Source organism: Mesorhizobium sp. M0772 (genome assembly GCF_040320135.1).
GTDB lineage: Bacteria > Pseudomonadota > Alphaproteobacteria > Rhizobiales > Rhizobiaceae > Mesorhizobium.
This window is the reverse complement of sequence record NZ_JAMYPB010000021.1, coordinates 85,092-91,146: the sequence shown is the minus strand read 5'-3', so window position 1 is coordinate 91,146 and position 6,055 is coordinate 85,092. Positions and strand designations below refer to the sequence as shown.

The window sequence follows — 6,055 nt, the reverse complement described above, 5'->3', positions numbered from 1 at the left end:
CATCGGTTCCGCCAACCAGCACATTGCCGGTGGCCGGGCCGAACAGGCCGGCCCCGATGCTGTCGATGTCGGCAACCGCGGTCGGCACGTCATCGACGATGTTGACGGACAGCGTGCCTGTGGCGTTCTGGCCGTCCTGGTCGGTGAGCGAGACGGCAAGGTTCTCGAACAGGCTGTTGGTGGAGGCGCCGGTAGCATGGGCCTCGTTGTCGAGCAGCGTGTAGGTATAGCTGACGGTGCCGGTTGCGGGATTGTAGCCGGTCACGTTCAGCGTATTGCCGAGCGCGGTGGTGAAGGAGCTGGCGGTGAACACGCCGTTGGTGATGAAGGCATGGCCGTCGATGGTCAGCGAGGCGATGCCGTCGGGCGAGGAGATGGTGAAGGTGCCGCCCTGGGTGGTGCTTTCCTTCGAGGTGTCGGAGCCGGCCGATTCGCCAACGCCGCGGCTGGCCAGGAGGTCATCCTCGTTGACGGTGACGTCGCCGCCGTTGGCGGCCGGCGTCAGGTCGGTGATCACCGGCGGCGAGTTGCCGATCGAGATGGTCAGCGTGGTGTGCGAGGTGTCGCCGTCGCCGTCCTTGATGGTGTAGGTGAAGACGTCGTCATGGCCACCGGCGGAGCCGGCATCGCGGGTATAGGTGTAGGTGCCGTCGGCGGCCAGCGTCAGCTTGCCGTAGAGACCCTGGATCTGCACGCCGAGTGTTGCGGTATTGTCGAGGGCGGCATTGGTGTCGCCGGCGACGACGCCGACCACGGCAGCGCCGTCGGCGCCCTTGGTATCGGCAACCCCGTCGGTCGTGTTGCCGTCGAGGGCATCGGTTCCGCCAACCAGCACATTGCCGGTGGCCGGGCCGAACAGGCCGGCCCCGATGCTGTCGATGTCGGCAACCGCGGTCGGCACGTCATCGGACACCGTCACGTTGACCGTGCCTGTCGCCTGGGTGCCGTCGGTGTCGGTGGCAACCACGCCGAGATGGCCCAGATCGACTAGGTCGTCGGCGTTAATGCCAGGATGGGCATCGTAATTGTTGTTCAGCGTCGCCGTCACCGTTGCCACATTGTTGGCAACCGCCAGATCCAGCGTCACCACAGTCACGGCGCCGTCATTGCCGACGACCTGGGTGTCCGACACCCGGGTCCAGGTCAAGTTGGCGGTGTTCAACCCGCTCAGGTCGGTGCCAAAGGCGATCGAGGCGATCGCATCCGAGCCCGGCGGGAAGGTGATCGAGTTCGAGGCGAAGTCAGCGCCGGCCGGCGTCGAGCCGTCACTCAGGTTCTGGTCGTCAAGCGCCAGCGTGATCGGAGCGCCGGCAACCGGGGCCGCGCCGTCCGTGATTGTGAAGGCGATGTTGGCCATCGACGTGTCGAGATCGCCGTCCGTCACAGTGTAGGTCGCGTTAACAGCTACCGGACCGGAACTGTTATCCACCGAAGCGTCCGGCGTGAACGAGTAGGACCCGTCCGCCTTCACCTGGATGGTGCCCGCGCCGATGTCGATCAACTGCGAGTAACCCGTGCCGGCATCGAAGATCAGCGCCGTGCCGTTGATATGCGTCACCGTCGCGCCGTCGGCGCCGGCGACGAAGTCCAGCGTGCCCGTCAGCGCCGGGGCACCTTCCGCAATCGACTGCGAGGCCTCATCATGCGCCGTCGGCACGTCGTCGACGATCTGAACGGACAGCGTGCCCGGAAGGGACACGTCTCCGTCGGTGTCGGTAACCGTCACCGTCATGTCGTCGAAGATGGAATCTGTCCCCGCGTCGGGGTGAGTCGCGCTATGGACGAGCGTGTAGCTGTAGCTCACCTGGCCTGTGCTGGCGTCGTAGCCGTTGACGGTCAGCGTGTTGCCGAGCGGCGTGATGATGTCGATCGGCGTCGATGCGCTGTTGGCAAGAGCCGCGCCCGAAATCACCTGGCCGGCGATGGTCAGCGAGCCGACACCGTCGGGAGAGGCGATGGTGAAGGTGCCGGTGTTGTGTTCGGAGATGTCGCCGTCAACGCCTGGCGCCGACGCTTCGCCCGAACCTTCCGGCCCAGGGCTTTCCGGCAGGCCCTTTTCATTGACGATGGTGTCGCCGCCCTCGACGGAAGGCGTCAGGTCGATGATCGACGGTGTGGAATCCGGCCGCAGGCTTGGGAACAGCTCGCGATGATCCGGCTGGCCGAACGCCAGGTCTGTCGGAGGCAACAGTGCCGAAAGACCGAACCCGTCGCCGATGCCACCGGGGGGAACCGAGAAGTCTGCGCCGGCGCTTGGGTTCGAACCGCCCGGGCCGGCCGATATGGAACCATCGGCACCGAAGGCGACATCGACATGGCTTGCCTCAAGCGCTGCCAGCAAGGCAACGCGCGGAACCTCGACGTCGCCGATGATGAAGGTCGGCACGTTGAGCGCGCCATCCTTGATGAGGATGACTGAACCGTCGGCCTGTTCCAGCAACAGATTGTGGCCGTCGACCTTGATGTTGTCGATGGAGACGTCCGCCGGAAGTTTCACGATGTTGCTGGCGTCGGCCACGTATTCATGCGGCGCGGCTGCCGCCGGCGCTTTCGCCTCCGCGGGTGCTGCCGGCTGAACGGGTGCGCCACTGCCGACATCGACCGGTACCGGCTCGGCAGGCGCCGCCTGAGCGGCCTGCGCTACCTGGATGCCTGCCTGCGATGGCGGGCCGCCATGTTCATGTGAAGAGTGCTCGTCCCAAGAATTCGAGACGGTATCCAAATCGTTACTCGTCGTCATCGCCAAACCCCTCCGGCATTTCCCGGATAGAGACAGTGACGACTTCTGCTTTGCAACTGTCCCGCACTCAATTTCATATATCCTGTTATGCAAGTCTCGGCATTTTTTACGTAAGGTAAACCCGGAAGATATAATCTGATATGCATTGGGCGCGCCGCGCCTCGTTTGATATCCACCGGCTGAGCTGGATTGGTGAAAGAAGTATAAAATTGAATAAAGTTTTACGCAAAATAGATCTTCCCGATTGAAGGAAACTTATCCACCTTCCTTTCCAGTAATTTGAGACAAGATTGGTACCGTCCACAGTCAAGAGGTGGGCGTTATGAAAAAAGAAAAATCTGCCCTGGGAATAACCGGGCTCAGGCTCCTCCTGCTGGCAATGGCGATCACAAGCCTGCCGCAGCCATCATCCGCGAAAGCAATTACCGTGAATGCCGGCACTGCCGCTGGAGTTCTGGCGGCGGTCGAAACCCCTTCCAGTCTCGGCGGCGTTTCGCTGGCTCGGCCGCAGCCATGGCAGCCGGTTTCAGCCTACCGGATCGGCATGATTTTCAGCAGCTATGGTCCTGTTGCCGTTGATGAAAAGCGTGGTTCTTCGATCGCGCCGCCCGCCGCCGGGATCGACCTGATCCAGACGGCGGCGATCATTCCCGGCGTGTTCGGTTCTGTTGCCCTGTCGATGCGCAATTTCCCGGTTTCGGCGCGCTGGGCGCCGGTCTACAAGGCAATTGTCGACTGTACCGCGAGCAGCGCGTGCGAACGCAATAACAGCGCCTTTGCCGAGATAGTCAAGGCAGCCGGGAACAAGCGCTTCATCGATAAGTTGTTCTTCGTCAACTCAAGTATAAATCGCGCCATCGCCTACAAGAAGGACAGCGTGGTTTACGGCAAGCTCGACTACTGGGCCAAGCCCCGGGAAATCCTTGAGCGGCGGGCAGGGGACTGCGAGGATTTCGCCATCCTCAAGATGGCTGCGCTGCTGCATGCAGGCATCCCGGCGCAGAGCATGTCGCTGGTCGTCTTGCAGGATCGCAAGCGCGGTTTCTTTCATGCCGTGCTGTCGGTCAGCACCGGCAGCGGCGTCTTCATTCTCGACAGTTTGAGCAATGTAGTTTCCCGCGATACAGACCTGCCGACCTACGTGCCGCTGTATTCGTTCAGCACCGATCGCGCGTGGATCCATGGCGCGAAGACCGGTTCTGCTCAAATAGCCGATATCAAGGGCGGCCTTTCGACGGTCGCGCCTGGTGAAGGTGTGCAGCCGTAAGCTCTCATCAGAGAGTCTTGAGCGCTCTATCTCTTGTTTGACGCAATTTTCCACGGAAACCGCTCACACTTTTCCCGGAATTGCTCTAGCCGCCGAAGACGAACGCCATCAGCAGTTCCGGCTCGACCACCGGCGCCCGCACCGCGCTCAGTTGACCGCGGTAGCGGCGGTCGCCGGCGCCTATGACGAAACCGGTCGCGACCGGCGTCTCGCCATTGGCGTCCAGCCTGGCGAATATGTCGGCGACATTGAGGTCCAGCGCCAGCTTGAGATCCTGGCGCGCGTCCTCGTTCGGCGCCACCGGCAATTGCCGCCGCACCAGCTGCTGGAACGGCGCATTGAAGGTCAGGATCTTCTTCGACGATGCCAGGGCAAAGGCCGGCGAGGGACAGGCGACGAGAATGGCGTTGATGGTCTTGATCGACGCGAGCCTCTGCAAGGTGACGTTCTGGTCGGCCAGTCCACGCATGCAGGCTACGCGGATTGCCGATGTCAGGTTTCCGGCGTTGGCGTGGCTCTCTGCAATTTCCTCGATCAGTGTGCCGATGGTGCATTTGCGGCTTTCCGCCATCTGCTTCAGCGAAGTCCAGAACGCCCTCTCCAGACGAATGCCGCGGCGCGTGCCGCCACGCGCCACAACCCGGAACTCGAGACCGAAATCCTCACTCGCCAGCGGTGGCAGCAGCCGGTCGCGATCGACCGGGCGGGAGATCGCACTATCGCTCACTCATTGCCTCCTCCCGCGCCTTGTTGATTGGTTTCAGAAGGTAGGTGAGAATCGTTTTGCGTCCGGTCTTGATGTCGACCGAACAGATCATGCCGGGAATGATCGAATAGGTCTTGCCGTCGCGTGTCAGGGTCGATTTGTCGGTGGCGACACGCACCTGATAGTACGGTTCGCCGGTCTTTTGGTCGACAAGGCTGTCGGCAGTGATGTTCGACACCTTGCCTTCGATGCCGCCGAAGATCGAGAAGTCATAGGCGGTCACCTTGATCAGGGCATCCTGGCCCGGCCGGATGAAGGCGACGTCCCGCGGTGAGACCCGGGCTTCGACCAGCAGGGTCTCGGACGTCGGCACGATACCCGCGACGACCGCGCCGGGCTGGACGAAGGCGCCGACCGTGTTGATGTCAAGCGTGTTGACGATACCGTCGACAGGCGAACGGATATCGGTACGCGCCACCTTGTCGGTGGCACCGCGTATCGTCTCGTCCACCACCGAGAGATCGGCCAGCGCCTGCGTCAGATCGCTGAGCGCTTCCTGTTGCAGCTGCAGGCCAAGTTCGTCGACCTGAAGCTTGGCTTCCGTGATGGCAGACCTGGCTTTCTTGATGGTCTCTCCGGCAAGCGTCAGCTGACCATTGAGCTCGGTCTGCTCGCGCTCGACGCGGAGCTGCTCGGTTCGCGCCATCAGGCCTTTCTTGACCATCGCTTCGACCAGCTTCGCCTCCTGGTCGCTGACGGCCAGGTTCTTGGTGAGGCGATCGGCATTGGCGTTGGCTTCGTCGAGTTCCTTCTCACGCTGATCGAGCCGCGACTTTAGAACCGACAGTTTGACTTCGAAGTTGTCGCGCCGCGCGATTAGCAGCTTCTGCTCGTTGTCGCAGATTTCCGGCGCCACCTTCTGGATCTCGGACGGACAGGGAAACGCGCCCTCGAGGCTGCCGGTCTGTTCGAATTGGAGCCGTGCAATGCGCGTCTGCAGCGCCCGCGCCTTGGCCTGCTGCTCGCCAAGGCTGGAAGTGTTGAAGGTGTTGTCGAGACGAATAATGAGGTCATTCTTCTTGACGACCTGACCGATCGTCACGGCGATTTCCTGAACCACGCCCGGCTCGCTGGCCTGGATGATCTGGGTCTTCGACGCCGGTATGATCTTGCCGTCGCCGCGTGCGATTTCATCGACCTCGGCGAAGGATGCCCAGGCCACCGAACTCGCAAAAAGCGCTCCGATAATGAATATCGAAGCCGACGCAAAAAGCGGCGGACGGTCTTCCCTGGCTAGCATTTACCACGTCCCAACGTGCTGTGTTCACGCATAATTCTGTTC

The 6,055-nt window shown here is 62.1% G+C and carries 4 protein-coding genes; 1 reads left to right on the top strand and 3 read right to left on the bottom strand.

Annotated features, from left to right (window positions below):
• A partial coding sequence (locus NKI06_RS16355; RefSeq protein WP_352986182.1) for a beta strand repeat-containing protein occupies positions 1 to 2,740 on the bottom strand: 2,740 nt, incomplete at its 3' end.
• A 322-nt stretch (positions 2,741 to 3,062) separates the two neighbouring features.
• On the opposite strand from NKI06_RS16355, the gene NKI06_RS16350 reads away from it, so the two are divergent.
• Positions 3,063 to 4,007, top strand: a complete 945-nt coding sequence (locus NKI06_RS16350) for a transglutaminase-like cysteine peptidase (RefSeq protein WP_352986181.1) — start codon at positions 3,063 to 3,065, stop codon at positions 4,005 to 4,007.
• Between the two features lie 85 nt (positions 4,008 to 4,092).
• On the opposite strand, the gene NKI06_RS16345 is transcribed toward NKI06_RS16350, so the two are convergent.
• Both NKI06_RS16345 and NKI06_RS16340 read right to left on the bottom strand, forming a co-directional pair.
• A complete protein-coding gene (locus NKI06_RS16345) occupies positions 4,093 to 4,734 on the bottom strand; it encodes a ribbon-helix-helix domain-containing protein (protein WP_023712249.1) in 642 nt (213 codons plus the stop codon).
• Entirely contained in the window at positions 4,724 to 6,013 is a 1,290-nt protein-coding gene (locus NKI06_RS16340; protein ID WP_023667951.1) for an HlyD family type I secretion periplasmic adaptor subunit, read from the bottom strand. The genes NKI06_RS16345 and NKI06_RS16340 overlap by 11 nt, the downstream gene beginning before the upstream one ends.
• Positions 6,014 to 6,055 lie beyond the last annotated feature (42 nt).